Here is a 24,809-nt window from a genome sequence, read left to right as displayed (position 1 = left end):
ATGCAAACCGTAACCTTCCCGCTGGAGGGCGAGCATATCGCCCTGAACGACCTGCTCAAGGTCGCCGGCGTGTGCGACAGCGGCGGCGCCGGCAAGGCGCTGGTGGCGGCCGGCGAAGTCTCGGTCGACGGCGCGGTGGAATCGCGCAAGACCGCCAAGATCCGCGCCGGCCAGGTGGTCAGCGTGGCTGGCGTGAAAATCCGCGTGGTGGCGGCCTGAGGCCGTCGCGTTCGCGAGCACGCCCGGCGGCCGGCCAGTCCGGTCGCCGGGCGTTTTCCTCCAAGCAAAGGAAATGACAATGCCGATTGCGTTCTGGTGTGTGCTGCTGGCGGGGATCCTGCCCGTCATGACGGTGGGCGTGGCCAAGGCGAGCGGACGCGCCTACGACAACCACGACCCGCGCGGCTGGCTGGAAAGGCAGGCCGGGCGCGCGCGGCGCGCCGACATGGCGCACCGCAATCACTTCGAGGCCTTCCCCTTCTTCGCCGCGGCGGTGCTGTGCGCCACGCACCTGCAAGCGCCGGCGGCACGCATCGATGAGCTGGCGCTGGTCTTCCTCGCCGCACGCATCCTGTACACCGTGTGCTACCTGGCCGATCGCGCCACCTTGCGCACGCTGTGCTGGACCATCGGTTTCCTGTCGGTGATCGGCATCTTCCTGTTGCCGGTATTCGTCCACTGAGGACACGCATCATGCGGCTTTCGGCAACCGTCGCTTGCGCGCTCTGCCTGCTGGCGCCGTGCCTGCCCGGCACGGTGCAGGCCGAGCCCATCAACTTCACGGTGGACCCGACACACACCACCGTATACTTCGCCGCCAGCCACTTTGAGCGGACCTCGGTGCGCGGGCGCTTCGGCAAGATCGATGGCCGCATCAGCTTCGACGAAGCCAGCGGCAGCGGCGCGATCGATTTCACGGTCGATGCCGACTCGGTAGATTCCGGCAACCGCACGCTGGACGGCATCCTGCGCTCGGCCCAGTTTCTCGATGCCCAGAATTTTCCCGTGGTCCGGCTGCGCGCGAATCGCTTCGTGCGGGACGGGGACCGGCTGGTGGCCGTGGAAGGCGAGCTGACCCTGCATGGCGTCACGCAGCCGCTGCGGCTGGAAGCCGAGCGCTTCAGCTGCGGCGAGACCTCCCTGTTCGGCATCAAGCGCCATGTGTGCGGCGGAGACTTCCGCGCCGTGCTGTCGCGCAGCGCGTTTGGCATGACGCGCTTCCTGCCGGAGGTGGGCGATACCGTGGTTCTGACCCTGTCAGTGGAAGCCGCGCCGGCACTTCCGCCGCTGGAGTGACAGCCACGTCACGCTCGCCTTCTTGCCGCCGCGACATGTCGGCCCAGCGACACCTGAAAACCGGAATTCTTCTGTAGAATCAGCGGTTTGCATTTTTCCGGCCGGTCATTTCCCGGCCTCCGCCTGAACGGGGAACCCGAGAACAATGATCACGATTCAAGTTGGGGATGTGGTGGCAGCCTCGCTAGCCGCCGCGGGCGCCTGCCTGATCTGCAGCATCCCGATGGCCTTCCTGCGCAATTTCCCCGCGTGGGCGCTGCGCACCTATGGGCGCCGCGCACTGCTGGTGCCCCTGATGATCCTGCCGGTAGGCAGCTGGCTGGCCAGCCTGGCGCTGTCGGGACAGATCGACAGCCCCGCCGGGCACGCCATGGTGATCGCCCTCGCTTTTCTCTGCCTGACGCTGGCGTCGGCGCTGCTGCGCTATTACCTGAGCGATTACAAGAAATCTCGCTGAAGCGCCGCCAGGCCCACCATGAACCCCCTGCGCTTTGACATCGAGGCCGGCGCCGAAACGCTGGCTGCCGACCGCATGGACGCGGGCAATGGCGCGAGCTGCCTGCTGCTGCACGGCGCGGGCACCAGCCACCGCGCGCGCTGGCTGGCCTTGCGCCAAACGCTTGCCGCGCAGGGCGTGGGCAGCGTTGCCATCGATTTTTCCGGACACGGCGATAGCTCGGCGCGCACGCCGAACTCGCTGGCCAAGCGCCTGCGCGAGGCCCAGGCGGCACTGGCGCACCTTGACGGCACCGGCCCCCGGGCCGTGATTGGCATCAGCATGAGCGGGGAAATCGCCGTGCGGCTGGCCGCCGATCCGCGCAACCGCATTGGGCGGCTCCTGACGCTAGTGGGCGCCGCCTATGACCCCGCCGCGTTCGAGCTCCCCTTCGGCCCGGCCTTTACGGCAGTGCTGCGCACCCCCGGCAGCTGGCGCGCCTCGCTCGCCTTCGACCTCATTGCCGGGTTCCGCGGCCGCCTGACGCTGGTGCGCGGCGCCGAGGATGCGGTCATTCCACCCGGCATCGCCGATGCGCTCGCCGAACGCGCCGTCCTGGCCGAGCGCGTGGAGGTGATCGACCTGCCGGATACCGGCCACTTGCTGGGCGAGGCCTGGCAGAACCAGCCCGGCTTTGCCGGCAGGCTGAGCGCGATCGCGCTGCGCGCCGTGGGCGCCTGAGCGGGCACTTGAAAGTCCGGCGCGAGATCGCCCCGCCCGATTCACGTATGATGCGGCCTTTCGCTTCTCGCAGCCTTTGCCGCCCCCGCTTCCTTCATGGCTCTTAAATCCACCATCTACAAGGCCGAACTGTCCGTATCCGACATGGATCGGCCCTATTACGGCAGCCACGCCCTGACCATTGCCAAGCACCCGTCGGAAAACGACGCGCGCATGATGGTGCGGTTGCTGGCCTTTGCCTGCGAAGCCAGCGACACCTTGACCTTCACCCGCGGCCTGGACGAGCCCGACGAGCCGGACCTGTGGGAAAAAACCCTCACCGGCGACATCGCACACTGGATCGAGCTGGGCCAGCCCGACGAATCGCGCCTGAAGCGCGCCGCGGCCCGTGCCGATCGCGTCACCGTGTTCACCTACAATGGTGCGAGCGCGCGTGAATGGTGGAAGGGCATGGCCGGCAAGGCGGGCAAGCTGCGCAACGTGACCATTTACAATGTGCCGGCCGAGGCCGTGGAAGCACTTGCTGCCCTGGCCCAGCGCGCCATGCGGCTGTCGGTGACGATCCAGGATAGCGAGATCTGGGTCAGCGACGACGACCATAACGTCCGCATCACGCTCGAAGTCCTGCAACAGCCCGCGGGCTGAGCCAAACCCGTTCAACCAATCCGCCCGGTGCGGCCGGTTTGCCGCCGGCCTCACCGAACCCGTGACCCTCGCTGATACAGCACAAGGAAGCCATCCATGAATACCACTCCCTCCGGCCTGCAATTTGAAGACACCGTCACCGGCGAAGGCGCCGAAGCCACGGCAGGCAAGCATGTCACGGTGCACTACACCGGCTGGCTCTACGAAAACGAGCAAGCCGGCCGCAAGTTCGACTCGAGCAAGGACCGCAACGACCCGTTCGTGTTCCCGCTGGGCGCCGGCCACGTCATCCGCGGCTGGGATGAAGGCGTGCAAGGCATGAAGGTTGGCGGCACCCGCCGCCTGGTGATCCCGGCCGAGCTGGGCTACGGCGCGCGCGGCGCGGGCGGCGTGATCCCGCCGAACGCCACGCTGCTGTTCGAAGTGGAACTGCTGGCAGTCTGATCGCCTGGCCGCCGCTACGGCAGCGGCCAATCGCATCCATCCGCACCTTGCGCGGATAACGCAAGCAAGAGGGGCGCCCACGGGCGCCCCTCTTTGCATTGCGCCGCGGACAGGCCGCGATCAGAAACTGATCGCGGCGTTGCCCACGTCGACCCGGACCTTGTCGCGGTCCAGCAGGCGGGCGGCATGGCGGGCGTAGTCCTGGGCCCACGCGGCATCGCCGCTGAAGCGCTGCTCGCCGGAGAACTTGGCCACGCTGAGGATCTTGTCGATCACCAGCACCTTGCCTACCGGACTGGAGGCCTGGCAATCGAGCTCGGCGTATTCGCGGTCGAACCAGCGCCAGCCGGCATCCTCGGTGACCGCAGCCAACTCTGCGTCGCCAATGGTGAAGCCAAATTCATTGCCGGTACCGAAAACTACCGTGAGCGTGCGCGCCATAGCCTGTTCTCCTGGTTGATGCCACATTGTAAAGACATAGCAGGCGATACCGCCACCTTGCCCAGCAGATAGTGCCAGCCCGCGACAGGAATCCCTGCGTCACCCGGACAATTCGCAGCGCGGTGCCAGCACCGCCTGCGCCACCTCGGCGCCGGGCTGCTGCGCGAAGGCGACCYAGGCCAGCCTGTGCGGGTCGGCCCCGGCTGGCAGCGGCACGCTGCCTGACCAGGCCAGCCCCTCGGCCGGCACCGCGAAGGGGCCCAGCCAGAGCCGCACGACACGCTCGTGGTGCAGCGTGGCGCCCTGGTTCTCGCCGGCCTTCACCGACGACACCAGCCCGTCCTCGACCAGCGCGGCATAGGCTTGCAGTGGCCCGGAGCGGACCGCCGGTGTCACGTTCAGCGCGACCTGCACCTGTCCGGCGGCGAGCGCCTGCCAGCCCAGCCGAAGCGAGGCGCCGGGCGCTTGCGCGTTGATCTCGGCGACGCGCGCCGCGACCTCGCCTGCATCGTGCCAGCGGCGCTGCTCGCGCGCGCCGATAAACACCTCGGGCGTATATACCGTATGACTGCCGACGGCGCCCGCGAGCGTACGCTGGCGGGCGGTGAACACCGGGCTGGCAAAGCGGTCGCGCCAGCCCAGGCTGTCCCAGTAGTCGACGTGCAGCGCCAGCGCCAGTGCCTGCGAGGCCGGCAGCCGAGCGGCCTGCGCGCCGAGCCAGTGATCGGCCGGCGGACAGCTGCTACAGCCCTCCGAGGTGTAGAGCTCGATCAGCGCCAGCCGCTGGGGCGGGCTGTCGTGCAGGCATGCGGCCGGCACGGCGCCGGCCGCCGCGCGCACCGGGCCGGCCRGCGCGGCGAACATCAGCACCGGCGCCCAGCGCGCCGGCAAGGACCTGGGCTTGCAGGATTTCCAGGATGGGGGGCACGGCCCGGCTTGCCGGTGCGCGATGGCATCGGCCTGCGCCGATTGTTCGAGATGCTTGTGCATGCTGGACCTCCGAAGGCTGCCTGACCGTTGTCAGTCGCATACAGCCTGCCGGACCTTACAGACATTTCTGCGTGCCATGTGGTTTCCATGCCGCCTGCCGCGCAGCTTTGGATTATGCTTGCATCATGGCCATCACCCGACAAGATCTCGAAACAGATCGGCTGCGTGCTTCTCTTTGCAGCACGCCGGTGGCTTCCTCGCTACTTCCCGAAGACGTTTTCGAACGCTCTCTGCGCGCTACGCTGGACCAGCGGCCGGATACGCCCGGGCTGGCCGGCGATGTCCTGCTGTTCGGCTATGGCTCGCTGATCTGGAACCCGATGGTGATTCACACGGACCGCCAACTGGCTACCGTGCATGGCTACCACCGCGGCTTCTACCTGTACTCGCGCATCAACCGGGGCACCTGGGACGACCCGGGCCTGGTGCTCGCGCTGGACCGCGGCGGCTCGTGCCTGGGCGTTGTCTTCCGCATCCCCCATCACATGATCGAGCAGGAATTCCGCCTGCTGTGGCGCCGCGAGATGCTGACCGGCGCCTACCATCCGCGCTGGCTCAATGTGAAGATGGCCGGCAGCCCGCCGCAGCGCGCCCTGGCCTTCGTGATGAACCGCGAGCACGAAGCCTATGCCGGACGCTTGCCGGACGACCGCGTGGTGGCCCGCCTGCGCCACGCCTGCGGCCCGTATGGCCCGGCCCGCGAATACCTGCAGCAGACGCTGCTTGGCCTTGCCACCAACGGGGTCGAAGACCCCTACCTGGGCCGGCTCTGGCGCCGGCTGCAGGATACGGATGCCACGGCCGCACAGGCTGTCAGCGAACCCGCCTGACCCAGGAACGACCAGGATGCCACGCCCTGCCGCCCGCCCCCGCCGACTGGTGCTTGCCGAAGTGCTGGGGCTCACCGGATTGCTGATGGGCGGCGCCCTGCTGGCCGGCCCCGGCGGATCGACGCTGGCGGCGCGCCCGGCCAACAGCGGCCCGGCCCAGTCATCGCCGCGCTCGCACGGGCAAGGCGCTGCCGGCTCCACCGCTCCCGCGCACGACGGCGTTGGCGGGCTCGACCGCAATCTCCTTGCCGCGGCAACACTGGGAGACCTCGAACTGGTCAAGCGCTTGCTGGCTTCGGGCGCTTCCGCGCAGGCCGCCGACGAACGCGGCCGCAGCGCCTTGCTGGTGGCGGTCTATAGCCGCCATACCGAGGTCGCCAAGGCGCTGGTGGCGGCTGGCGCCGATGTCAACCACAAGGACATGGAATCCAACAGCCCCTTCCTGCTGGCCGCGTCCACCGGGCAGCTCGAGCTGGTGCAACTGGCGCTGGCGCATGGGGCCGACATCAACAGCACGGACAGCTATGACAACACTGCCCTGATCGCCGCGTGCGAGCATGGCAATACCGAAGTGGTGAAGGTGTTGTTGAAAGCCGGTGTGGCGGTCGACCATATCAACCGCCAGGGCTGGACCGCCTTGCTGGAGACCATCGTCATGGGCGATGGCAGCGCGCGGTATGAAGACACGGTGCAGTTGCTGCTGGACGCGGGCGCGGACGCCAACCTCGCCGACCGGGATGGCACCACCCCGACCCGGCACGCCCGCGAGCGCAGCTACAAGACCATGGTGAAGATGCTGGTGCGCGTGCGCGGGCACTGACGCGGGCCCGGATGTGCCCGCGCATCCCGCCGATGCGGCGCTACCCGCTCAGGCCACTCAGGCCGCTGCCGGCTTCGACTCTGCGCTGCGCGCGTTCTCGCTCTCCTGCAGCGCGCGCCACATCACCTTGCCCGTGCCCGACTTGGGCAGCGCGTCGACAAACTCCACCACGCGCGGGTACTTGTAGGCCGCCATGTTTTCCTTGGCCCACTCGATGATTTCCTCGGGCGTGGTCTTGCCCTTGGCGTGCGTCTTGAGCACCACCACCGCCTTCACGGTTTCGCCCCGATACGCATCGCGCGTGCCGATGATGCAGGCCTCCTGCACGTCGGGATGCTTGTACAGCAGGTTCTCCACCTCAGCCGGCCACACCTTGAAGCCCGACGCGTTGATCATGCGCTTGAGCCGGTCGGTGATGAAGTAGTAGCCCTCTTCGTCCATGCGGCCCAGGTCGCCGGTACGGAAGAAGGTCTTGCCATCGAACTCGATGAAGGCATCGCGCGTGGCATCCGGCTTGCCCCAGTAGCCCTTGAACACCTGCGGGCCGCACACGATGATCTCGCCGGTCTCGTTGACCGCCACTTCCTCGAGCGTGACCGGATCGATCACGCGCGCGTCGGTATTGAAGGTGGGCACGCCCAGGCACTGCAGCTTGGGCCGGTCGCCCGGATTGCTGTGGGTCGGCGCCATGGTCTCGGACAGGCCATAGCCTTCAATGTAGTTAAGGCCGAACTGCTGCTTCAGGCGCTCCGCTACCGCCTGCGGCATGGCCGCGCCGCCGCCGCCGATATAGCGCAGGCTCGACAGGTCGAACTGGTCCAGGTTCGGGCTGCCCAGGAAGTCGATCACCATGGTCGGGATATTGGTCCAGTGCGTGATCTGGAAGCGCGAGATCAGCCGGCCCGCGACTTCGCGGTCCCAGCGCGGCAGCATCACCACGGTAGCGCCGCTGTAGATCGGGCCGTTCATGCCGTACTGCATGCCGGTCACGTGAAACAGCGGCAGCACCGCCAGGATCGTCGATTCCGCGCCGCTGCCGCTCCAGATGCCGCCGCCGATCACGTTATGCATGACGGAGCGGTGAGTGTGGATGCAACCCTTGGGAAAGCCGGTGGTGCCAGAGGTGTAGGGCATCACCGCCATATCGTCCGGGCCCGCGGTATGCGGGCCAGGCACCAGTTGCGCGGCAAGCGCCTCGGCCCAGGGGGTGGCGCCGGCCGGCAGCGGATGCTGCGTGGTCAGCCAGGCGCCCGGTGCGTCTTCGGGGTTCTCGTAGGTGGCCGGCAGCGCATCGCTGTATTGCGTGACCAGCAGGTGCTGCAGGCGCTGCTCGGGCGGCAACTCGTCATTGGCCTGCTCGGCGCCCATGGCCAGATCCGCGCTGCAGATCGCCACGCTGGCCTGCGCGTCGGTGATGTAGTGCTTGAATTCCTCAGACCGGTTCATCGGATTGACCGGCACGACCACGGCATCCGCGCGCAGGATCGCGTAATAGGCAATGATGAACTGCGGGCAGTTCTGCATATACAGCAGCACCCGGTCGCCCTTCTTCACGCCGGCCTTTTGCTGCAGCCAGCCCGCCATGGCACTGGCCTGGGCTTCCAGCGCCCGGAAGGTGATGGCATTGCCGAAATACCGGATAGCCGCCTTGTCGGCGTAGCGATGGGCGGAGACCACCAGGTTGTACCAGAGCGAGGTCTCCGGCAGCACGATCTTGGTAGGCACGCGCTTGGGCCAGAACTGGAAATGCGGGCGTGCGGGCTGGGGGGTCTGCATAAAGGTCTCCTGTGCGGTCTATCCGACCTGATCTTGGATGCGAGGCGAGAGGTGAATCTGGCGAAACCAGCAATCAGTCGAGCAATATAACCGAACGACCGTTCTTTTTTCAATCCATCGCTTACCCTTGCCTGCGCCAGCATCCATGCCGCGCAGCGTGCAAAGGTTGCATTCGGCGGGGCGGTCCTAATATGAGAGGCAAGACGTCTTTGCGCGAGTGGAGCCATTCGCGCCGGCGTTCCACACTCCGAGGCCAAACCATGAGCGACGTAACCCTGCAGAATTTTGACGCCAACGTGATCGAGACGTCGCGCCACATCCCCGTGCTGGTGGATTTCTGGGCACCGTGGTGCGGCCCTTGCCGCACCTTGGGGCCGATGCTGGAAAAGCTTGAGGGCGAGGCGGCCGGCAAATGGCGGCTGGCCAAGGTGAACGTGGATGAGAACCAGGAGCTGGCCTCGCATTTCGGCGTGCGCAGCATTCCCCACGTGGTGGCGTTCGCCGACGGCCAGGCGGTGGACCAGTTCACCGGCGTGCTGCCGGAATCCGGGCTGCGCGAGTTTATTGCCCGCGTGATGCCGGATCCGGGCAGGGTGGCCCTGCGTGCCGCCCGCGCCGCCGCAGCCGCGGGCGACCGCGAGGCGGCCAGGTCGGCGTTCCAGGCGGCGCTGGCGTTCGACCCCGGCTTCGATGCGGCGCGCCTTGAATACATTGGCTTCCTGCTGGATGAAGACGCGCTGGACCAGGCCCAGGCCGAGTTCGGCATGCTCTACCCCGACGCGGCCCAGGAGGACGGCTACGCGGCGCTCGCCACCCGGATCGAGGCCATGCGCGGCGCCTCCGGCCTGCCCGACTCGGCCACCCTGGCGGCCCGCGTCGCCGACACCCCCGGCGACCTGCAGGCGCGGCTGGACCTGGCGCGCGCGCTGATCGCGCACAGGCAATATGAGCCGGCGCTGGAGCAACTGCTGGCCATCGCGCGCACGGATCGCACCTTCGAGGACGATATCGGCCGCACGGCCATGTTGTCGGTATTCAAGCTGATGAGCGATCAGCCCGACGTGGTGTCGCGCTATCGCCGGCTGCTGGCCTCGGCGCTCAATTAAACTGGCGGGTGAACGCGGCGGGCCGAGCCCGCCGTTCTATTTCCCTGCAACCTCCCTGTTCCGCCGTGACTGCCTCCCCGCCCCGCCTGATCGACTTCCAGACCGACCCCGAACCGCTGCCCGGCCACGATCGCCCACGCCCAGACCGGCTGGTTGCCGGCAACCCGGACCGCACCACCTGGACGCACTACAGCGCCAGCCAGGGCGATTTCGATTGCGGCATCTGGGCTTGCGAGCCGGGCGCGTGGCGCATTGCGTTTCCGGCCGGCAAGGAGGAGTTCTTCCATGTCATCAGCGGCCGTCTGCGCATCAGCGACGACGCGGGCAACGCCCGTGAATTCGGGCCCGGCGACGCCTGCGTGATCCCGGCCGGCTTCACCGGCCTGTTCGAGGTGCTCGAACCGGTGCGCAAGCACTTTGTCGTGCTGGATCGGGCTGCCGCCGACGCAATCTAGGCAATCGGGCCATCCAGGTCATCCGGCCATCTAGCCCGCCTGCTCCGACGGCGCCTCGATCAGGCTAAAGCCGTTCTCGCGCATGTGGTTGACCATCATCGCGTCCATCGCCTTCACGTGCTGGTCGAACCAGCCGGGCAGCTCCGACAAGAGCCGCCGGCCCAGCGCCAGGTCGCCCTCGGCCACCTTGTCGCGCACCGCGCCGGCCACCGCCAGCACCTGCTCGTGCTCGCCGCGGTGGCAATGCTGCGGGCCGAAGGCCATCGCCTCCATCCAGGCTTCCTCCTGGCCGAAATGATGGCGGGTGTGGTCGATCCACTCGTCCAGGGCCGCCAGGAAGCCCGCATCGTCGGCGCGCGTGGCGGCGTCCAGCAGTTGGACGAATTCGGCGTGGGTGGCATCGGTGACCGGCTCGCCCAACAGCAGGTCGGGGGCCAGCGTGGCGGTGCCAGGCGAAGAGGAATCGGTCATATCGGAAGGGACAAAATCACGCAAACCGCAAGGATACCGAATCCGCGGCGGCTCGGACTGATCCAGGACAAAGCGCGGCGCCGCCAAGGCCGCCGGCACGCGCAGGGTATGCTCAAGGCTGGCCCTATCACCGCACCAGGCTGATCCCTGGCTTCCCATGCCCCGACTGCTCTTCTTCTGCGGCCATGCCGGCACCGGCAAGACCACCCTGGCCCACCGCCTGATCGGCCCACTGATGCAGGCCACCGGCGAGCCGTTCTGCCTGCTCGACAAGGACACGCTCTACGGTGGCTACAGCGCCGCGGCCATGGGCGCGCTGACCGGCGACCCGAACGACCGCGACAGCCCGACCTACCTCAAGCACCTGCGCAATGCGGAATATCATGGCCTGCTGGATACCGCGCGGGAGAACCTCGCGCTGGGCATCAGCGTGATCGTGGTGGGCCCGCTATCGCGCGAGGTGCGCGACCACCTGCTGCACGATCCCGATTGGCTGCGCGTGCCCGCCGGCACCATCGTGCGCACCCTGTGGGTGCACCTGCCGGAGGATGAGGCCCATGCGCGCATCGTCAAGCGCGCCAACCCCAACGATGCCTACAAGCTGGCGCACTGGGACGACTACCGGACCCGGCGCTTCATGCCCGAGCCGGCGCTGTACCCCGAGCTGGCCTACTTCGACAATACGGCGCCGGACGACACCGCGCTGAACGCCCTGCTCGCCACGCTCGCGGCGTAGCCAGCCGCCGCGATGCTCATTCCGGCGCCGTCGGAACGTCCGGCGCCGTGAGGGCGGCCAGCACGCTGGACGCCGCCACCATCCCGAACACCGCGGTGACCGCCACCGAGGAGCCGAAGCCGGCGCAGGCCAGCCCCTGCGGGCCGGCCGGGGACTCGGCCGAGGCGCCTGGCGCGGCTTCCGGGGCCTCGTCGATCTCGCAGGACTGCTGCTCGGGCTCCGGATAGCGCAGCGGCTCGTCGGAGAAGACCGCGTCGATGCCGAACTTGCGCTTGGGGTTGCGTGGCCAGCCCCAGTCCTTGCGCAGGGTGGAGCGCACCTTGGCCAGCAGCGGATCCTGCACAGTGCGGGAGAAGTCCACCACGCGGATGCGGGTCGGGTCGAGCTGGCCGCCGGCGCCGCCGCAGGTGATGATGCGCCGGCCCACGCGGCGGGCCCAGCCCAGCATGGCGATCTTGACCTTGACCGAGTCGATCGCATCAATGATGTAGTCGTGCCCGTCGAGCAGTTCGACAAGGTTTTCCGGGGTCACGAAATCGTCCACCTCGGTCACCCGGCAGCGCGGGTTGATCTGCACCATGCGCTCCGCCATGGCCTGCACCTTGGCGCGGCCATAGGCGTCGCCCAGCGCGTGGATCTGGCGGTTGGTGTTGGACACCGCGATATGGTCAAGATCGATCAGCGTGACGCGGCCGACCGCGTTGCGCGCCAGCGCCTCGGCCGCCCAGCTGCCCACCCCGCCGATGCCAACCACGCACACGTTGGCCGCCTCCAGCCGCGCCAGGCCCGCCGCGCCGTACAGGCGCGCCACGCCGCCGAAGCGCCGGTGGTAGTCGTCATCCTCCGGGCTCTCGTGGGTAAGGGCAGGCGGCAGTGGTGCCAGCTCCGGTTCCGGCGGGGTGGAGGTTGCGGGGACGGGGTTGCTCATTTCTACGCTCGAAACTGGCTGAATTGGAGGACACTGCAGGGGAAAAGCGCGCATTGCCGCACCTTGTCAGCCAAGCGCCGACAGGGGAGCGGGGCGCGCAACTATACAATACCCATAGCAGTGGTTCGATCGCCGCATTGTCTCGCAGAGCGCGCGCGGCTGCCGGCGCCAACCAGGAAACCGATCCCATGCCCCTGCGCCGCAAGGCCGTTCTCTGGAGTGTACTGACACCGCTGGTGCTGATCGCGGCGCTTGTCGTGATCATTCTGACCTTCGACTGGAACCGCCTCAAGCCGTGGCTGAACCAGAGGGTTACCGAGGCCATCGGCCGGCCCTTTGCCGTCAATGGCGACCTCACCCTGACCTGGCGCAGCGCCGAGGGCGAGACCGGCTGGCACACCTGGGTCCCCTGGCCACGCCTGTCTGCGCGGGATATCACCGTCGGCAACCCGGAATGGGCACACGAGGCCAACTTTGCCACCGTGCGCGAGCTGATCTTCGTGTTACGCCCGCTGCCCCTGGTATCGCACCAGATCTCGATCCCCAGCATTACCGTCGACAGCCCCGCGGTCTGGCTGGAGCGGCTGGCCGACCAGCGCAACAACTGGACCTTCGTCACGCCCGCTGGCAAGGCGCCATTGCCATGGCGGCTCGACATCGGCGAGATCTCGCTGGCGCGCGGCGACCTGGCGCTGAACGACCAGGCAATGAAGATTGAGCTGCAGGCGCGCCTGGACACCATCGGCGACGCCGCCCTCTACGACAAGACCCGCGACGGCGCCCTGATCGCGCCCCCGGCATCCAGCACGGCCAGCGCCGTCGGCAACGCCAGCCTGCGCTATGGCCTGCGCTGGAAGGCCACGGGCCGCTACAACCAGGCCACCATCAATGCCACCGGCAAGGCCGGCACCGTGCTTAGCCTGCGCGACACGCAGGATCCCTTCCCGCTCCAGGCCGATATGCGGGTGGGCAACACCCGTGCGGTCGTGGAGGGCACGCTGACCAACCCCGCCCACCTGGGCGCGCTCGACATGCACCTGCAGTTGTCCGGCGACAACATGGCCAAGCTGTACGCGCTGACCGGCATCGTGCTGCCGAGCACCCCGCCCTACGAGACCAGCGGCCGGCTGGTTGCCACCTTGCGCAGAGGTGCTTCCGTGTACCGGTACGACAAGTTTTCCGGGCGCGTCGGCGGCAGCGACCTGAACGGCTCGCTCACCTATACGCAGCGCCAGCCACGCGCCCTGCTGTCGGGCGAACTGGAATCGAAGCAACTGCGCTTCGAGGACCTGGCTCCGCTGATCGGTGCGGATGCCAAGCCCGGGCAGGCAGCATCCGACAGCACGGTGCGCCAGCCCGCCGACAAAGCGCTGCCGGTGGCGCCGTTCCGCACCGAGCGCTGGGACAGCATCGACGCCGACGTGAAGTTCACCGGCCAGCGCATCATCCGCACCGCCGACCTGCCGATCACCGACCTCGTCACCCACCTCAAGCTCGACGATGGCGTGCTGACGCTGGACCCGCTGAACTTTGGCGTGGCCGGCGGCAACCTGATGTCATCGCTGCAGCTCAACGGCAAGCGCGAGCCGCTCGCTGCCACCATCGACATGAAAGCGCGTCACCTCCAGCTCAAGCAATTGTTCCCGAAGTTCGAGTCGATGCGCGCCAGCGTGGGTGAGGTCAACGGCAGCGCCAAGCTGAGCGCCACCGGCAACTCAGTGGCGGCCTTGTTGGGCTCGTCCAATGGCGAGGCCAAGCTGCTGGTGGAAAACGGCACGGTCAGCAAGTTCCTGCTCGAGGCGATGGGCCTGAACGTGGGCAGCGTGGTGATCTCCAAGCTGTTCGGCGACAAGCCGGTGCAGATCCATTGCGGCGTCAGCGATTTCAGCTTCACCAACGGCGTGGCGCGCTCGCGTGTCTTCGTCATCGACACCCAGGACGCCGTGATCGACACCAGCGGCGCCATCGACCTTGGCAGCGAGCGGCTAGCGCTCACCGTGCGGCCGGATTCCAAGGGCCTGCGCATCTTCTCGCTGCGCTCGCCGCTCTACGTGGGCGGCACGCTGAAGAAGCCTTCGGTCAGCCCGGACATCGGCGTGCTGGCCTTGCGCGCCGGCGGCGTGGTGGCACTGGCGCTGGTAGCGCCGGTGGCCACGGCAGTCCTGCCCCTGATCGATCTATCGGCTGCACCCGACAGCCAGTGCGGCAAACTGCTGGCGGAGATTCGCACGCGCCCGACCGCGCCGCCGCCTGGGCAGGCCTACCGCGACCCGAAGGCCGGCAAGACCAGCCAGGCGGCCGGCCCTGCCCCTTCGCCGGACGCGCAGGCCGCGCCTGCCGCTTCGGCACCCGTCAAGCGTGCGGCGCCGTCGCGCCCCGCCGCATCCGACCGGCCAGCGCCAGGCAATTCGCTCTATCAGGGCGGCTAACCGGCGGTTCCGCGCCCGGTTTCAAGCCGGACGTTGCCTGTTTGCGACACCGTGCGCCCCCCTTCTGCCACCGACGCAATTACGCAACACTTTGGTGCATTGCAACGCAAGGCATCGTTGTGCATCGCCCACATTCGACCGCATAATTAAACGGCCATTTACAACGAAGTTCTCAATACGTGGCATGAAGCGGATGTCTGGCTCCGATGCATTTCGAGGCTGGCGTCCTTCTCAGGGTGCGGTTTCGGCCGCACTTGTTTTTCCCGATTCCCTTCCAGCCCCCGCCCCTGCATGACGCCGCTACATGCCACCGTCCCGCCGATCAGCTGCCTGATCGCACTAACGGTGTGCAACCACGTAGCCTTCAATGCCAGCCGCGTGGTGGTTTCCCTGTTTGCCCTCTCGCTCAAAGCGTCGACCGTCACGCTCGGCATCCTGATGTCGCTCTATGCGCTGCTGCCGATGCTGCTGGCGATCCATGCCGGCAAGCGCATCGACGAGATCGGGCCGCGCAAGCCGATGACCGCAGGCTCCGTGATGGTAGTCGCGGGCACGCTGCTGCCGGCGGTGTGGCCGGGCATCGCGGCGCTCTACCTTTCCTGCGCGCTGATCGGCGTCGGCTTCATGCTGGTGCAGGTCGCCATGCAGTTGCTGATCGGGCAGATTTCCACCGATGGCACGCGGCTGCGCAACTACACGCTCCAAGCGCTGGGATTCTCGTTCTCCGGCACGCTGGGCCCGGTGATGATGGGCTATGTGATCGAGCACGCTGGCTACCGCCCGGCTTTCTTTGTGCTGGTGGCGGTAGCGGCCGCAGGGCTGGTCGGCCTGTACTTCATGCGCGGGCGGCTGCCGGCACGCGGTGGGCGCGCCGCGCGCGGCGCCATCGTGGACGGCACCCGCAACTCCACACTGGGCTTGCTTGCCCACCCGGAGTTGCGCGCGGTCTTTATCGCCAGCGCGGTCCTGTCGGCAGCCTGGGACCTGCACGCCTTCCTCATTCCCATCCAGGGCACCCGGGTTGGCCTCTCGCCGTCGTCGGTCGGCTGGGTGCTGGGCGCCTTCGCCATTGCCACCTTCGCCATCCGTGTGGCAATGCCGCTGGTATCGCGCCGGCTCTCGGAGTGGAAGGTGATTCGGGTCGCACTGCTGGTCGGGGCGGTGGCCTACCTGCTCTACCCCTTCGCGGCCGAGTTCTGGCTGATGTGCTGCCTGGCCTTCCTGCTGGGCCTGGCGCTCGGCAGCGCCCAGCCCAACGTCATGAACATCCTGCACACGGCCTCGCCCACCGGGCGCGCCGGCGAGGCCCTGGGATTGCGCTCGGCCGTGCTCAATACCAGCCAGGTGGTGTGGCCGCTGACCTTCGGCGTGGTCGGCACGGCGCTTGGCATGCTGCCGATTTTCCTGTCGATGGCAGGGGCGATGGGCGTGGCCGGCTATTACTCGCGCGGCCAGGCCCGCAAGCTGCCCCAGCCGCCGGCCTGAGGCGCCCACGGCATCGCGCATGAGTTGCGTAGGCGCAAATGCGGTCCGCTGCGCTTTCGCTATACTCAAATCAGACAGGCCGCCGGCGCCGTGCATGCTTGCCTCGCGCGCGGCCTGCTGACTCGATACCTGATCTGACATGACCCAACTCGCCGACCTCCGCCGCACCTACGTACTCGGATCGCTGTCCGAATCCGACGTGGCGCCCGATCCCATCAGCCAGTTCCAGCGCTGGTTCGATGAAGCCATCCACGCCAAGCTCCCGGAACCCAATGCCATGACGCTGGCCACCGTCGACGCCGACGGCCAGCCCTCGGCACGCATTGTGCTGCTCAAGGCCATGGACACCCAGGGCTTTACGTTCTTCACCAACTACGAAAGCCGCAAGGGCCTGGACCTTGCCGCCAACCCGCGCGCAGCGCTGCTGTTCCACTGGGTGCAACTGGAGCGCCAGGTGCGCGTGGAAGGACGCGTTGAAAAAGTTACCGAGAGCGAGAGCGATGCCTACTACGCGACGCGTCCGCTCGGCTCGCGCCTCGGGGCATGGGCCTCGGAGCAGAGCCGCGAGGTGGCGGACCGCACGGTGCTGGAGCAGCGCGAAGCGGATTTCCGCGCCAAGTTCGGCGATAACCCGCCGCGGCCGGCGCACTGGGGCGGGTACCGCCTGGTGCCGACCCGCATCGAGTACTGGCAGGGACGCCCGTCGCGCCTGCACGACCGGATCGCCTACCGCCTGGCGCCGGACGGCAGCTGGCAAATCGTGCGTCTGTCGCCCTGAGCGCCCTGAGCGCGGTGCCGCCGGCCGGCAAGGCCGCGCACTGCACAAAATTAGGAATTGTCGTAAAGTGAGTCAGGGTCGCTTTCCGGTTTTGTGAGGAGGCGGCCACCAGGAGCAGGCCCCGCCTGCCCTGTGCTGTAGTTCGAGGAGTGTGCCGCAACCATCAGGAGGGAGGCCGCATGTTTTTCAAGCAAGCACTGGACAAGCAACTGGACCACTGGATCGCCGATCTGCGCGATCGGGCCAACCTCCCTGTGAGGCTGCGGCTATGGAACGGCAACGAGTATCCGCTCGGCCGCTTCGAACATCCCGCGGTGACCCTGACCATACGCGAGGCGGGTGCCCTGCCCCTGCTGCTCACGCCCAGCCTGGACAACCTCGGCGAAGCCTATGTCCAGGAAAAGATCGACCTCGACGGCACGCTCAGCGACATCATCGCCGTGGCTTACCGCTTCTCGGCTGCCGCCAGCGCGCAGGCCGGTGGCGCACTGGCACGGGTGGCCCAGCATTTCGCCCACACCAAGGCCGCGGACAAGGCCTCGATCCAGTATCACTACGACGTATCGAACGAGTTCTACCGGCTCTGGCTGGACCCGGGCATGGTGTACTCCTGCGCCTACTTCGAGCATGGCAATGAAGACCTCGCCACCGCGCAGCGCAAGAAGATCGACCACATCCTGACCAAGATCCGGCTGCAGCCCGGACAGACCTTGCTCGACATCGGCTGCGGCTGGGGCGCGCTGGTCATCCGCGCGGCGCAGAAGTTCGGCGCGCGCTGCGTGGGCATCACGCTGTCGCAGAACCAGTTCGACCTGGCGACCGAACGCGTCAGGCAGGCAGGCCTGTCCGATCGCATCGAGATCCGTTTGCAGGATTACCGCGACACTGCCGGCACCTTCGACCGCATCACCAGCGTCGGCATGTTCGAGCACGTTGGCAAGAACAACCTGCCCGCCTATTTCGGCCGCATGCGCGAGTTGCTCGCCGATGATGGCTTCGCCATGAACCACGGCATCACCTCGCCCGACCCCGACAGCGGCGCCACGCCCATGGACGGCTCCGAGTTCATGGACCGCTACGTGTTCCCGCAGGGCGAGCTGCCGCACATCGGCATGGTGCTCAACACCCTGCAGCGCGGCGGCCTGGAGGCCACCGATGTGGAGTTGATGCGCGGCCACTACCGGCGCACGCTGCAACATTGGGCGGACAACTTCGAAGCGCAGGGTGATACCATCCGCGCCATGGTGGGCGAGAAGAAATACCGCATCTGGCGCGTCTACCTGGCAGGCTGCGGCCATGCCTTCGATACCGACCAGATGTCGATCTACCAGGTGGTTTGCCACAAGGCCGGCCTCTCGTCGCAGAGCTTGCCCTGGTCGCGCCGCTATATCTACGACAATTCGCTTGACTGAAAATCGGCTTGACTGAAGACCTGTTCGGCGGCCTGCTGGAGCCGCCAGGGGTGGCCGCTGCCGGCAATGCCGCACCGCTTGCCACAGCCACCCCGGCCGGTGCCGCCGGCACCAAGCCATCCCGCGGCAAGAGCGTGCTGGCGCCGCCCCCGGACCCCGCCCTGCTGGCACTGGCGCAACGCCTGCCGGCCGGGCTGCATCTCGGCACGTCGTCATGGTCTTATAGCGGCTGGAACGGATTGGTCTATCAAGGCGAGTACACGGACAGCCTGCTCTCGCGCAAAGGCCTGGCCGCCTACTCGCAGCATCCCTTGCTGCGTGCCGCCGGCATCGATCGCGGGTTCTACGCGCCGATCCCGCTTGCCGACTACGTTGCCTACGCCGCCCAGGTGCCCGCGCACTTCCGCTTCCTGGTCAAGGCACCTGCCAGCGTTTGCGATCCGTGGCTGCGCACGTCCGAAGGCGCCGGCCGGCTGGCCAACGCCAGTTTCCTCGATGCCGAGATCGCCGCACGCGATTTCATCGCGCCGGCCACCGCGGGCCTCGGCGCCAAGTGCGGGCCGCTGCTGTTCCAGCTCTCCCCGCTAGGCGCGATGGCCGCCGACAGCGCCGGCTTCCTGTCGCGGCTCGACGCCTTCCTCGGCGCCCTGCCCGCGCTCGACGCCGCCACGACACCGCACGCCTGCTACGCCGTGGAGTTGCGCGATGCCGCCTTGCTCACGCCGCGCTTCATCAAGCTGCTGCGCGCACGCGGCGTGCGCTTCTGCCTGTCCGCGCGCGAGCGCATGCCGCCGGCCGAACGGCAACTGCCGGCACAAGCACTCATGGACGAGGGCGCACCAGGACCGCTGGTGCTGCGGTGGATGCTGCATGCGGGCTTTGCCTACGAGCAAGCCGAATCCCGCTACGCGCCGTTTGACCGGCTGATCGACGAAGACCCGCATACCCGCGCGGTGATCGCCGAGCAGGTGGTGCGCACGCTGCGCGCGGGCCAGCCCGCCTATGTCATTGTCAGCAACAAGGCGGAAGGCTCGGCGCCGTTGACTTGTGCGAGGCTGGCCGAGGCCATTGCCGAGCGGCTGGAAGCAAGCTGAGCGCAGGCCAGGCGCATCAGCGATTCAGATGATGCGCGAACTTCTGCCGGAACTTGGCCAGCTTGGGTGAAATCACAAACGAGCAATAGCCCTGGTTCGGGTGGTTCTGGAAGTAATTCTGATGGCCTTCTTCCGCGCGCCAGTACGGTTGCGTGGGCTCGATCTGCGTCACCAGCGGCGCATCGTAGAGCTTGTGCTCCGCCACCTCCCGCATCACATACTCGGCCACCGCACGCTGCGGCTCCGTGTTGGTGAAGATCACCGAGCGGTACTGCGTGCCAACATCGTTGCCCTGCCGGTTGAGGGTGGTGGGATCGTGGATGGCAAAGAAGATCTCCAGGATCTCGCGGAACTTGATCACCGTGGGATCGAAGGTCACGCGCACCACTTCGGCGTGCCCGGTGTCGCCGCCGCACACCTGCTCGTAGGTTGGATGGCTTACGTGGCCGCCGGTATAGCCCGACTCCACGGCCCGTACGCCCTTGACTTGCTGGTACACCGCTTCCAGGCACCAGAAGCAACCACCGCCCAGCGTGGCAATCTCATGCTCGTTGTCCATCTTGATCTCTCCGGCTCGTGACTCGTGACTCGTGACTATTGGTAGCATACTCGTTCGCCATCCGTCACGCCGCCGGAGACTGCAATGGACGCTGCGCCTAGCGGATCGGCAAAGCGACCGGCCGGATCGGCGCGGCGTCGGCCCCACGGAACTTCAATGAGGCGCCGATAAAAGCGAACTGGTAGACGCGCTCGCGCGACAAGGCCTCCAGATTCACCAGCTCGATGATCGGTGCTCCCTGCTGGGCCAGCAAATAGGTATGGACCGGGATGTAGTTGTCGGGCACCTCCGCCCGGAACGTCTCAAAGCTCAGGTTATCTGCCCCCACAACCATCGCCCCCCCTTCTTCGACCAGGAACCTGGCTGCATCCAGTCCCAGGCCAGGCGGGTTGGCCATATAGGCCTGGGCGTTTTCATAGTGCTGCATGCGCCCGGTGCGGATCAGCACCACATCGCCCTGCTCCAGCGCCACGCCTTGCTTGTCCAGCGCTTCGCGCAGGTCCTTGCGCGTCACGCGGTAGTTGTCGGGCAGCATGTCCAGCCCCTTGGCCGCGGCCACGTCGATCAGCACGCCACGGGCGACGATCGGCGGCAGCTTCTCCGCGCCTGTCACTTTCCAGCCGCGATCGCCCAGGTGCTCGGCAGCGGAATAGCCATTCCAGATTTTGCCGTTCAGGCCGAAGTGGTTCAGCGCATCGATATGCGTACCCATGTGGGCATACATGGAAACCGCCGAGCCGCTGTAGCTGACATTCCGGTTCATCGCCTCGCCCACCTGCATGGAATCGGCCACCAGGTTGCCGTGCGGGGTATGGGTCATCCACATCTGGTAGGGCGGATCGCCGGCGGCCTGCCAGCTCGGCATGCCGATGAAGTAATCCACCGCCAGGTCGTAGGCCTGCGTGCCGGAAACCCGCGCCATGATGGCGGCGCGCGAGGCCGGGGTGATCAGGTTGAGGCGGCCGATCTCATCCTTGGGGCCCCAGGGGCTGACGCCCACCTGGGGCGCCGCGCCGGCGGCACCGCTCAGTAGTGCGAACAGCAGCGGCAGGGAAAAAGCGGCCAAGCGGCGCGTCGCGCTGGCGGCAGGGGTAAGACGAGAGGACATAGGGGACTCCTGACTGGATTGGCGGTTTCCACAGCAACGTGGAAGGCATGTCGCCATCCTATTAGGCATCCGATGGTAGATAATCAGCGAATTCAGACAAACATATTCAACCGGAAAGAAAATATATGGATCTGCTCGCGGCGATGCGCACCTTCCGGCGCGTGGTGGAACGCGATAGCTTCAGCCAGGCCGCCGCCGATCTCGGCCAGTCGACCGCCGCGGTCAGCAAGCAAGTGCGCCAGCTGGAGGCGCGCCTGGGCGCGCTGCTGATCCAGCGCACCACGCGCCGCATGCGCCTGTCGGAAACCGGCCGCACCTACTTTGCCGAATGCTGCCGCCTGCTCGACGAGCTCGATGCGCTGGAACGGGCCACGGCCGCTGGCACGGATGAGATCAGCGGCCGCCTGCGCGTGAACGCGCCGTTATCGTTCGGGCTCAAGGTGCTCTCGCCCCTGCTGGTGACGTTCATGGCGCGCTATCCGCAGGTACAGGTCGAGCTGACCCTGGACGACCGCTTGCTGGACGTGGTGTCGGAGGGCTTCGACGTCTCGCTGCGCATCCGCTCTGCATTGACGGACTCGACCCTCATCGCGCGACGGCTGGGCGAGGTAGAGCAAACCATCTGCGCCGCCCCCGCCTACCTGGCAGCGCGCGGCACGCCGCGCACCGTCGAGGACCTGCGCAGCCACGACTGCCTGGCCTACCAGCTGGCCGACTATCCCGGCAGCTGGCACCTGGAAGGGCCGCAAGGCACCACCAGCATCGAAGTGCCCGCGCGCTTCTCGGCCAACAACAGCCTGCTGCTCAGCGATATGCTGCTGGCCGGGCTTGGCATTGGCGCGCTGCCCTCGTTCATCGCGCTACCTTTGCTGGCCCGCGGCGAGCTGGTCAGGGTGCTGCCGGAGCATGCGCTGGCCGGCCGGAGCATCTATGCACTCTATGCCAGCCACCGGCACCTGCAACGGAAGGTGGGCGCGTTCGTGGCGTTCCTGGCCGAGGCTCTGCAAGGCCAGCCGGACGCTAGCGCAACGACGCCGCCACCATCGCCCGCAACTCGGGCTTAAGGACCTTGCCAAGCGCGCTCTTGGGCAGGCTATCCACCAGCACCACCCGCTGCGGTAGCTTGAACCGCGCAATCGACAGCGCCAGCGTTTCACGCAGCGCCTCTGGCACCAGCGCGGCGCGATCCGCGCCGGCGGCGGCCACCACGACGGCAACCGGCACCTCGCCCCAGCGCGCGTCCGGCAGCCCCACCACCGCGCAATCCAGCACGCCGGGCAGGCCCAGCAGCGCGTTCTCGATCTCGGCCGGATAGATGTTCTCCCCGCCCGAAATGATCATGTCCTTGCTGCGGCCGACCACCTCGATGCAACCATCGGCATGGCGATGCGCAAGGTCACCCGAGCGGAACCAGCCATCGCGGAAATCCGGATGGTCAGGCTGCCGCCAGTAACCCTGCATCAGGTTGGCGCCCGCGAGCCAGAGCTCGCCCACTTCGCCGTCGGCGACCGCATTGCCTTGCGCATCGGCTAGCCGTACCCGCACCTCAGGCTGGGGCCAGCCGGCGTAGCCGGGCCGGGCCCTGGCCTGGTCCAGGCGCAGCACGACCGATACGGGGCCGGTCTCGGTAGCGCCGTAGACCTGCCCGAGCGCGACGCCGCGCGCATGGAAAGCATCGATGTACGCGCGGGGAATAGGCGAGGAGCCTGCCATCACGCCGCGCAGAGATGAGAGATCCGCGCCTGGCCAGCCGGGATGCTCCAGCACGGCGCGCAGCGTGGCTGGCACCATCAGCGACAGCGTGGGCTGGGTCCGCGCGCACGCATCGAGCCAGGCATCCGGCGCGAAACGCTGGTGCAACGTCACCTGCGCCCCGGCCAGCAATGCCGGCAGCGTCTGGATGCACAGGCCACCTACATGAAACAGCGGCAGCACGGACAAGACATGGTCGTCCCGCGTCATGCCGTGCGCCCACCAGCTCGCGCGCGCGTTGGCCAGCAACCCGGCCTGCGTGTGCAGCGCACCCTTGGGATGGCCAGTGGAGCCCGAGGTGTAGACCAGCAGCAGCGGCGCCTCGCCGGGCGGCTGCGATGGCCTCGGCAGGGGGGTGTCCAGCGGCGCCGGCCGGTCGATCAGGCTATCGATCGGCGCCCGCGCGGCTGGCTCCGGCAGGGTAGCTGCCACCGCCGCCGCAGCCTGCGCGTGCGGCACATCGTGGAACAGCACGCGAATGCCCGCATGCGCGGCGATGGCGCTCAGCTCCGGCACGGCCAGCCGGAAGTTCAGCGGCACGAAGATGGCCCCGAGCCTTGCGCACGCGAACAGGATGGCGAGCTGCAGATCGTGGTTCAGGCACAGCGTGCCCACGCGATCGCCCGGCTGCACGCCCCAGGTGCCGGCCAGGTGCGCGCAGACGCGTTCCACGCGGCACCACAGCTTGCCGTAGTCGATGGTGTAGCCGAGGCTATGCAGCGCCGGGCGCAGGGGTGCGGCGCTGACATGCGCATGCAGCGTGCGCAGCAGCGCGCCCGGCTCCGGCGTGCCGGCGAACAGCCGGTTGGCGCGCTCGCTCATTCGTCGCGCTCGCCCGACTCGTACAGGGTCTCGCGACCCATGCGGTCCAGGATCAGCTCGGCGGTCCAGGGCAGCATCAGCGCGCCGCAGCGCGAATCGCGATAGAGCCGCTCCAGTGGCAGGTCCTTGAGCATGGACTGGCCGCCGCAGGTGCGGATCGCCAGCCGGGCGATGTCGTTGGCGCCTTCCATCACGCTGTAGTGCGCAGCGTACAGCCGCATGCGCGCATCCTTCCCCGGGCTGGCGCAGGCTTCATGAATCACGCGCCAGAAGATCGAGCGCATGTTCTCCAGCTGGATGCGCATCTGCGCTACGGCGATCTGCTTGGTGGGATACATGCGGCGCTTCACCTGCGGCTGGCCCGGCACTTCGCCGCGCAGGTACTGCACGGTGAAATCGTAGGCGGCCTGCGCCACGCCGAGATAGGTCGGCGAGAGCGTGAAGAACATGGCTGGCCAGGTCTGCGCCGCTTTGTAATAGACGCCGCGCGGCATCAGCTGCTCCTGGTCGGCGACGAACACATCCTTGAGCAACAGCGTGCGCGACACCGTGCCGCGCATGCCCATCGGATCCCACTGGCCGGTCACGGTAAGGCCTTCGGCCTTGCCTGGCACCGCGATGTAGAGCGTGTCGCGCATATCGGCCGAATGGTCCGCGCACGCCTCCGTGCAGAGGATCCCGTAGTAGTCCGCCGCGCCCGACAGCGATGCAAAGATCTTGCGGCCATTGAGCACCCAGCCGCCGTCCACCTTGCGCGCGCTGGTGCCGAAGGGCGCGCGCCCGGCCGCGGCGGCCGAGCCCTCCGAGAAGGGCTGAGCGTAGATCGCGCCGTGCTTCACCACGCGCGCAAAGTGCAGCTCGCGCCGGGCCTCGTGCTCGGCGCGCTGCTCGGGCGTCATGGCGATGCCGTCGGCCAGCATGCCGGTCCACATCGTGGAACAGATATGCATGTTGTAGGTCAGCGCGGTGGCGCCACAGAAGCGGCCAATCTCCGCGCCCACCATGCAATACGTGGCGAAGTCCGCGCCCTCTCCGCCGAACTCGCGCGGCACGCACAAGGCCAGCAGGCCGGCCTCGCGCAAATCATCATAGTTGGCAAAGGGAAAGCTGGCCTCGCGGTCCCACCGCGCCGCGCGCGGGGCGAAGCGCTCGCGGCCGAGCCGGTTGGCGAGCGTCAGCAGGCGCTCCTGCGCCTCGGTGAAATCGGCGCTGCCGACGGYGGGGATGAAGTCCAGTGGCATGATCGTGTCTCCCG

27 protein-coding genes are annotated in these 24,809 nt (G+C 67.6%); 18 read left to right on the top strand and 9 right to left on the bottom strand.

The features are described 5' to 3' along the window. The 7 genes from AB4061_RS13270 (at window position 1) to AB4061_RS13240 (ending at window position 3,562) form a co-directional block, all read left to right on the top strand. The gene (locus AB4061_RS13270) at window positions 1-219 is read left to right on the top strand and encodes an RNA-binding S4 domain-containing protein (RefSeq protein WP_043348411.1); all 219 of its coding nucleotides are present in this window, start codon (window positions 1-3) and stop codon (window positions 217-219) included. A gap of 79 nt (window positions 220-298) precedes the next feature. After that, entirely contained in the window at window positions 299-682 is a 384-nt protein-coding gene (locus AB4061_RS13265; RefSeq protein ID WP_441634523.1) for an MAPEG family protein, read from the top strand. A gap of 11 nt (window positions 683-693) precedes the next feature. Continuing rightward, complete coding sequence (locus AB4061_RS13260) at window positions 694-1,296, top strand: YceI family protein (RefSeq protein ID WP_441634393.1); 603 nt, start codon at window positions 694-696, stop codon at window positions 1,294-1,296. Between the two features lie 145 nt (window positions 1,297-1,441). Beyond that, window positions 1,442-1,753 carry a hypothetical protein gene (locus AB4061_RS13255; protein ID WP_441634391.1) on the top strand — a complete coding sequence of 104 codons (312 nt, stop codon included), beginning with the start codon at window positions 1,442-1,444 and terminating at the stop codon, window positions 1,751-1,753. Window positions 1,754-1,771: 18 nt separating this feature from the next. Continuing rightward, the gene (locus tag AB4061_RS13250) at window positions 1,772-2,473 is read left to right on the top strand and encodes an alpha/beta hydrolase (protein WP_441634390.1); all 702 of its coding nucleotides are present in this window, start codon (window positions 1,772-1,774) and stop codon (window positions 2,471-2,473) included. Window positions 2,474-2,569: 96 nt separating this feature from the next. Next, window positions 2,570-3,118: a YaeQ family protein gene (locus AB4061_RS13245; RefSeq protein WP_043348422.1), complete on the top strand. Its 549-nt coding sequence runs from the start codon at window positions 2,570-2,572 to the stop codon at window positions 3,116-3,118. 96 nt (window positions 3,119-3,214) lie between these two features. Further along, a complete protein-coding gene (locus AB4061_RS13240) occupies window positions 3,215-3,562 on the top strand; it encodes an FKBP-type peptidyl-prolyl cis-trans isomerase (RefSeq protein ID WP_006162999.1) in 348 nt (115 codons plus the stop codon). 120 nt (window positions 3,563-3,682) lie between these two features. On the opposite strand, the gene AB4061_RS13235 is transcribed toward AB4061_RS13240, so the two are convergent. Together AB4061_RS13235 and AB4061_RS13230 are read right to left on the bottom strand one after the other, a co-directional pair. After that, window positions 3,683-4,003 (bottom strand): hypothetical protein, encoded by a 321-nt coding sequence (locus AB4061_RS13235; RefSeq protein ID WP_441634387.1) that lies wholly within the window; start codon window positions 4,001-4,003, stop codon window positions 3,683-3,685. Window positions 4,004-4,102: 99 nt separating this feature from the next. Next, window positions 4,103-4,993: a DUF1223 domain-containing protein gene (locus AB4061_RS13230; RefSeq protein WP_441634386.1), complete on the bottom strand. Its 891-nt coding sequence runs from the start codon at window positions 4,991-4,993 to the stop codon at window positions 4,103-4,105. Window positions 4,994-5,118: 125 nt separating this feature from the next. Between AB4061_RS13230 and AB4061_RS13225 the strand changes: the two genes are divergently transcribed. Further along, a complete protein-coding gene (locus tag AB4061_RS13225; protein ID WP_441634384.1) occupies window positions 5,119-5,823 on the top strand; it encodes a gamma-glutamylcyclotransferase in 705 nt (234 codons plus the stop codon). Between the two features lie 16 nt (window positions 5,824-5,839). Continuing rightward, window positions 5,840-6,643 carry an ankyrin repeat domain-containing protein gene (locus tag AB4061_RS13220; protein ID WP_441634382.1) on the top strand — a complete coding sequence of 268 codons (804 nt, stop codon included), beginning with the start codon at window positions 5,840-5,842 and terminating at the stop codon, window positions 6,641-6,643. Window positions 6,644-6,700: 57 nt separating this feature from the next. Here the strand turns inward: AB4061_RS13220 and AB4061_RS13215 are convergent, their stop codons facing one another. After that, window positions 6,701-8,419, bottom strand: a complete 1,719-nt coding sequence (locus AB4061_RS13215; RefSeq protein ID WP_441634380.1) for a long-chain fatty acid--CoA ligase — start codon at window positions 8,417-8,419, stop codon at window positions 6,701-6,703. 260 nt (window positions 8,420-8,679) lie between these two features. Here AB4061_RS13215 and trxA point away from each other — a divergent pair, with 260 nt between their 5' ends. Then, complete coding sequence (trxA, locus tag AB4061_RS13210) at window positions 8,680-9,525, top strand: thioredoxin (protein WP_441634378.1); 846 nt, start codon at window positions 8,680-8,682, stop codon at window positions 9,523-9,525. A 65-nt stretch (window positions 9,526-9,590) separates the two neighbouring features. Continuing rightward, window positions 9,591-9,980, top strand: coding sequence for a cupin domain-containing protein (locus AB4061_RS13205; RefSeq protein ID WP_441634376.1), 390 nt, complete (start codon window positions 9,591-9,593; stop codon window positions 9,978-9,980). A gap of 30 nt (window positions 9,981-10,010) precedes the next feature. Here AB4061_RS13205 and AB4061_RS13200 read toward each other — a convergent pair whose 3' ends face one another. After that, window positions 10,011-10,451 carry a bacteriohemerythrin gene (locus AB4061_RS13200; RefSeq protein WP_174422549.1) on the bottom strand — a complete coding sequence of 147 codons (441 nt, stop codon included), beginning with the start codon at window positions 10,449-10,451 and terminating at the stop codon, window positions 10,011-10,013. 157 nt (window positions 10,452-10,608) lie between these two features. Here AB4061_RS13200 and AB4061_RS13195 point away from each other — a divergent pair, with 157 nt between their 5' ends. Continuing rightward, a complete protein-coding gene (locus AB4061_RS13195) occupies window positions 10,609-11,187 on the top strand; it encodes an AAA family ATPase (protein ID WP_441634373.1) in 579 nt (192 codons plus the stop codon). Between the two features lie 16 nt (window positions 11,188-11,203). On the opposite strand, the gene tcdA is transcribed toward AB4061_RS13195, so the two are convergent. After that, window positions 11,204-12,115, bottom strand: coding sequence for a tRNA cyclic N6-threonylcarbamoyladenosine(37) synthase TcdA (gene tcdA / locus AB4061_RS13190; RefSeq protein WP_441634371.1), 912 nt, complete (start codon window positions 12,113-12,115; stop codon window positions 11,204-11,206). 188 nt (window positions 12,116-12,303) lie between these two features. Between tcdA and AB4061_RS13185 the strand changes: the two genes are divergently transcribed. From AB4061_RS13185 to AB4061_RS13165, 5 genes are all read left to right on the top strand, one after another. Next, on the top strand, window positions 12,304-14,544 hold the full coding sequence (locus tag AB4061_RS13185) for an AsmA family protein (RefSeq protein WP_441634369.1): 2,241 nt from the start codon (window positions 12,304-12,306) through the stop codon (window positions 14,542-14,544). 291 nt (window positions 14,545-14,835) lie between these two features. After that, window positions 14,836-16,029 carry an MFS transporter gene (locus AB4061_RS13180; protein ID WP_441634367.1) on the top strand — a complete coding sequence of 398 codons (1,194 nt, stop codon included), beginning with the start codon at window positions 14,836-14,838 and terminating at the stop codon, window positions 16,027-16,029. Between the two features lie 139 nt (window positions 16,030-16,168). After that, window positions 16,169-16,807, top strand: a complete 639-nt coding sequence (gene pdxH / locus AB4061_RS13175) for a pyridoxamine 5'-phosphate oxidase (RefSeq protein ID WP_441634365.1) — start codon at window positions 16,169-16,171, stop codon at window positions 16,805-16,807. Between the two features lie 179 nt (window positions 16,808-16,986). Then, window positions 16,987-18,219: a class I SAM-dependent methyltransferase gene (locus AB4061_RS13170; protein WP_441634363.1), complete on the top strand. Its 1,233-nt coding sequence runs from the start codon at window positions 16,987-16,989 to the stop codon at window positions 18,217-18,219. An 8-nt stretch (window positions 18,220-18,227) separates the two neighbouring features. Continuing rightward, window positions 18,228-19,313, top strand: coding sequence for a DUF72 domain-containing protein (locus tag AB4061_RS13165; RefSeq protein ID WP_441634361.1), 1,086 nt, complete (start codon window positions 18,228-18,230; stop codon window positions 19,311-19,313). Between the two features lie 16 nt (window positions 19,314-19,329). Here the strand turns inward: AB4061_RS13165 and msrA are convergent, their stop codons facing one another. Both msrA and AB4061_RS13155 read right to left on the bottom strand, forming a co-directional pair. Next, complete coding sequence (gene msrA, locus AB4061_RS13160; RefSeq protein ID WP_441634359.1) at window positions 19,330-19,872, bottom strand: peptide-methionine (S)-S-oxide reductase MsrA; 543 nt, start codon at window positions 19,870-19,872, stop codon at window positions 19,330-19,332. A gap of 97 nt (window positions 19,873-19,969) precedes the next feature. Then, window positions 19,970-20,980: a cyclase family protein gene (locus AB4061_RS13155; protein WP_441634357.1), complete on the bottom strand. Its 1,011-nt coding sequence runs from the start codon at window positions 20,978-20,980 to the stop codon at window positions 19,970-19,972. 125 nt (window positions 20,981-21,105) lie between these two features. Here AB4061_RS13155 and AB4061_RS13150 point away from each other — a divergent pair, with 125 nt between their 5' ends. Continuing rightward, window positions 21,106-22,044, top strand: a complete 939-nt coding sequence (locus AB4061_RS13150; protein ID WP_441634355.1) for a LysR family transcriptional regulator — start codon at window positions 21,106-21,108, stop codon at window positions 22,042-22,044. Here the strand turns inward: AB4061_RS13150 and AB4061_RS13145 are convergent. Then, a complete protein-coding gene (locus AB4061_RS13145; RefSeq protein ID WP_441634353.1) occupies window positions 22,001-23,554 on the bottom strand; it encodes a class I adenylate-forming enzyme family protein in 1,554 nt (517 codons plus the stop codon). The genes AB4061_RS13150 and AB4061_RS13145 overlap by 44 nt on opposite strands. Beyond that, window positions 23,551-24,795: an acyl-CoA dehydrogenase family protein gene (locus AB4061_RS13140; RefSeq protein WP_441634351.1), complete on the bottom strand. Its 1,245-nt coding sequence runs from the start codon at window positions 24,793-24,795 to the stop codon at window positions 23,551-23,553. The genes AB4061_RS13145 and AB4061_RS13140 overlap by 4 nt, the downstream gene beginning before the upstream one ends. Window positions 24,796-24,809 lie beyond the last annotated feature (14 nt).

It is taken from the genome of Cupriavidus sp. YAF13, from assembly GCF_052113425.1.
GTDB lineage: Bacteria > Pseudomonadota > Gammaproteobacteria > Burkholderiales > Burkholderiaceae > Cupriavidus.
This window is presented reverse-complemented; position numbering and strand designations above follow the sequence as displayed.

Excerpts from the sequence above, each read along its gene's own strand:
- AB4061_RS13270 (WP_043348411.1), top strand. The coding sequence starts at position 1 with ATGCAAACCGTAACCTTCCCGCTGGAGGGCGAGCATATCGCCCTGAAC.
- AB4061_RS13265 (WP_441634523.1), top strand. The coding sequence starts at position 299 with ATGCCGATTGCGTTCTGGTGTGTGCTGCTGGCGGGGATCCTGCCCGTC.
- AB4061_RS13260 (WP_441634393.1), top strand. The coding sequence starts at position 694 with ATGCGGCTTTCGGCAACCGTCGCTTGCGCGCTCTGCCTGCTGGCGCCG.
- AB4061_RS13255 (WP_441634391.1), top strand. The coding sequence starts at position 1,442 with ATGATCACGATTCAAGTTGGGGATGTGGTGGCAGCCTCGCTAGCCGCC.
- AB4061_RS13250 (WP_441634390.1), top strand. The coding sequence starts at position 1,772 with ATGAACCCCCTGCGCTTTGACATCGAGGCCGGCGCCGAAACGCTGGCT.
- AB4061_RS13245 (WP_043348422.1), top strand. The coding sequence starts at position 2,570 with ATGGCTCTTAAATCCACCATCTACAAGGCCGAACTGTCCGTATCCGAC.
- AB4061_RS13240 (WP_006162999.1), top strand. The coding sequence starts at position 3,215 with ATGAATACCACTCCCTCCGGCCTGCAATTTGAAGACACCGTCACCGGC.
- AB4061_RS13235 (WP_441634387.1), bottom strand. The coding sequence starts at position 4,003 with ATGGCGCGCACGCTCACGGTAGTTTTCGGTACCGGCAATGAATTTGGC.
- AB4061_RS13225 (WP_441634384.1), top strand. The coding sequence starts at position 5,119 with ATGGCCATCACCCGACAAGATCTCGAAACAGATCGGCTGCGTGCTTCT.
- AB4061_RS13220 (WP_441634382.1), top strand. The coding sequence starts at position 5,840 with ATGCCACGCCCTGCCGCCCGCCCCCGCCGACTGGTGCTTGCCGAAGTG.
- AB4061_RS13215 (WP_441634380.1), bottom strand. The coding sequence starts at position 8,419 with ATGCAGACCCCCCAGCCCGCACGCCCGCATTTCCAGTTCTGGCCCAAG.
- trxA (WP_441634378.1), top strand. The coding sequence starts at position 8,680 with ATGAGCGACGTAACCCTGCAGAATTTTGACGCCAACGTGATCGAGACG.
- AB4061_RS13200 (WP_174422549.1), bottom strand. The coding sequence starts at position 10,451 with ATGACCGATTCCTCTTCGCCTGGCACCGCCACGCTGGCCCCCGACCTG.
- AB4061_RS13195 (WP_441634373.1), top strand. The coding sequence starts at position 10,609 with ATGCCCCGACTGCTCTTCTTCTGCGGCCATGCCGGCACCGGCAAGACC.
- tcdA (WP_441634371.1), bottom strand. The coding sequence starts at position 12,115 with ATGAGCAACCCCGTCCCCGCAACCTCCACCCCGCCGGAACCGGAGCTG.
- AB4061_RS13185 (WP_441634369.1), top strand. The coding sequence starts at position 12,304 with ATGCCCCTGCGCCGCAAGGCCGTTCTCTGGAGTGTACTGACACCGCTG.
- AB4061_RS13180 (WP_441634367.1), top strand. The coding sequence starts at position 14,836 with ATGACGCCGCTACATGCCACCGTCCCGCCGATCAGCTGCCTGATCGCA.
- pdxH (WP_441634365.1), top strand. The coding sequence starts at position 16,169 with ATGACCCAACTCGCCGACCTCCGCCGCACCTACGTACTCGGATCGCTG.
- AB4061_RS13170 (WP_441634363.1), top strand. The coding sequence starts at position 16,987 with ATGTTTTTCAAGCAAGCACTGGACAAGCAACTGGACCACTGGATCGCC.
- msrA (WP_441634359.1), bottom strand. The coding sequence starts at position 19,872 with ATGGACAACGAGCATGAGATTGCCACGCTGGGCGGTGGTTGCTTCTGG.
- AB4061_RS13155 (WP_441634357.1), bottom strand. The coding sequence starts at position 20,980 with ATGTCCTCTCGTCTTACCCCTGCCGCCAGCGCGACGCGCCGCTTGGCC.
- AB4061_RS13150 (WP_441634355.1), top strand. The coding sequence starts at position 21,106 with ATGGATCTGCTCGCGGCGATGCGCACCTTCCGGCGCGTGGTGGAACGC.
- AB4061_RS13145 (WP_441634353.1), bottom strand. The coding sequence starts at position 23,554 with ATGAGCGAGCGCGCCAACCGGCTGTTCGCCGGCACGCCGGAGCCGGGC.